We start from the raw sequence: 2,259 nt of genomic DNA on the forward strand, positions 1-2,259 counted from the left end.
GGTAACTCCACCTTACCGATGAGCCCGGTGGCCACCGAGATCGAATTCGCATGGGTGGGGCATGCCCCACCCATGCGATCGCCTCAATCTACACCGGAAATTACACCACGAGCGCGGACGCTAACCTCGGCTATGGGCTATAGCAGCGTTTGTCACACAATATTGGATCATCGCTATCATCTCTTCTGGGTACCGAAATATCGGTTCAATGTGCTGCATGGCGAGGTGCGTCTGCGGGTTCGCGAGATTATCCGACAGGTCTGTGCCGAAATGGGCGTGACGATCGTCCACGGCGCGCTTTCGCGCGATCACGTCCACATGTGCGTCGAGATACCCTCGCATGTCTCGGTCAGCGACTTCGTGCGCCGGGCCAAGGGGCGGTCATCGCGTAAAATCCAGCAGGAGTTCGAGCATATTCGCAAGCGCTACTGGGGCCAACGCTTCTGGCAACGCGGCCACTTCTCGACCACATCCGCACGATCACAGATGACACTATCCTGCGCACCTCGACAAACACATGGCCACAAAAATGGCTTCAGCCCTGCGCCATGATCCTACCGGCCTCAGCTGGTCAGTCATTCAGGGCTCAACGAACCGACTTTGCCAGTCAACAAACGTAAAGAGGCGATATCTTCTTCAGGCCAAGTTTACGCGCAACATGCCAGATTCAAGAGCGAGATCGTCACTCGGTCATCAGCTATCTGATTTCCCCAAAAGTTGCGCCCCCAGCAAAACCACATCGACCATTGCTTTAAGAAATATGTTCGCGTTCGCCAGCATTCGGTCGCGCAGATGGGATGGCGTCGATACGATGTGATTGGTAATCCCTCCAATAAGCAGGTCCATGATGAGGCCTGGCTTCGCTTCCGCGGGCAGTTCACCGCGATCGAGCGCGCGCCTGACGATGCCTCTCCCTTGCAGCACCATCATTTCACGATAGGGCGCCGCAAATGCGCGGACGTCAGGAAACCGGCGGGCATCGGTTCGCAACTGGAGAGCAACTTCTCCATAGGTTCCCGAAAATACGTCAAAGGTGCGTGTTGCTAGCGCCAGCAGATCGTCCCGGATATTTCCATTGTCGATGGTGATGATCCAATCGAAGCGTTGCATCAAAGCCGATTCCAACAAGGCTTCGCGCGTTTTCCAGCGCCGATATAGGGCGTCTTTGCTGACATTGGCGCCGCGCGCGACCCCTTCCAGATTGAATCCCTGCCAGCCCATCCGCCCATATAGCAAGAGCGCGGCATCCATGATCCGCGCTTCGATGGCTGGATTTCTTGGCCTGCCTCGGCCGACCCGCGGGCCGTCATCAGACGCATTAAAGGTCACTTGAACAGATACCTCAAATCATATACCGACGACATCCGTCTGGTAATTACGAAAATCTGAAATAACAGGAGAGCGGCGGCATGACCATGATTAGTCCCGATGAACGGGCGGCTATGCGCGAAGGCTTTGGGCGGCTGCTCGCGGAGAAGTGCGCCGAGGCCGATGTTCGCCGCGTGATGGCCACGCAAAGCGGCAACGACCCTGCCCTGTGGACCGCCATGGCGGACATGGGGATCACCGCGCTGATGGTGTCTGACGAGCATGGCGGCATCGGCGCGGGTGCGGTGGAAATAGAGGAGATCATGGAGGAAGCGGGCGCCGCGTTGCTGGCTGGTCCGCTTCTGTCCAGCGCGTTCATCGCGGCGAGCCTGATCGGGCTTTCGCACGATGACGATGCCAAGGCGCGGTTGTTGCCCGCCATCGCTTCGGGCGAAAAGATCGTCACGGTCGCCTTTACCGGCGACAGCGGAAGCTGGGATGTGCCGGGCGTGACGGTGACGGCACAACTGCAGGGAAATCAGTGGATATTGAACGGCGCGGCGTCCTTCGTTCTGTCGGCCAATCTCGCCGACATGCTGCTCGTCTTTGCGCAGACCCCAGACGGCCTTGGCTGTTTCGAGGTCGATCCCGCCCATGTGCAGATCGAACCGCTGCAAAGCTGGGATCCGTCCTTGCGCCTGTCGAAGATCATGTTCGGCCAGGCACAAGCAGTGCATATTGCAGGCGTAAACGAGGTCACGTTCGAACAGACACTCGACATCGCGCGGGTCGCACTGGCTGGCGAACAGGCCGGAGCGTGCCGGATGAGAACGGCGGAGCAATATTCGACCACGGTAGCGGCGGGATAGTCCTGCTGCGGGCGGCGTAAAAGTCGTCCACCTTGAAGCCTTTCTGCCGAGTCAGGGAGGTGTGGGGATCTACAGCGTGGAA

At 58.6% G+C, this 2,259-nt stretch carries 3 protein-coding genes; 2 read left to right on the top strand and 1 reads right to left on the bottom strand.

The features are described 5' to 3' along the window. Positions 1–552 (top strand): IS200/IS605 family transposase (gene tnpA, locus EWH12_RS22845; RefSeq protein ID WP_242496176.1); only part of this gene is annotated, 552 nt, incomplete at its 5' end. A 141-nt stretch (positions 553–693) separates the two neighbouring features. On the opposite strand, the gene EWH12_RS21695 is transcribed toward tnpA, so the two are convergent. Beyond that, positions 694–1,251, bottom strand: a complete 558-nt coding sequence (locus EWH12_RS21695) for a TetR/AcrR family transcriptional regulator (RefSeq protein WP_066602484.1) — start codon at positions 1,249–1,251, stop codon at positions 694–696. A 158-nt stretch (positions 1,252–1,409) separates the two neighbouring features. Here EWH12_RS21695 and EWH12_RS21700 point away from each other — a divergent pair, with 158 nt between their 5' ends. Beyond that, on the top strand, positions 1,410–2,177 hold the full coding sequence (locus EWH12_RS21700; RefSeq protein ID WP_129927798.1) for an acyl-CoA dehydrogenase family protein: 768 nt from the start codon (positions 1,410–1,412) through the stop codon (positions 2,175–2,177). Positions 2,178–2,259: the final 82 nt, after the last annotated feature.

The organism is Sphingobium cupriresistens, from assembly GCF_004152865.1.
Lineage (GTDB): Bacteria > Pseudomonadota > Alphaproteobacteria > Sphingomonadales > Sphingomonadaceae > Sphingobium > Sphingobium cupriresistens.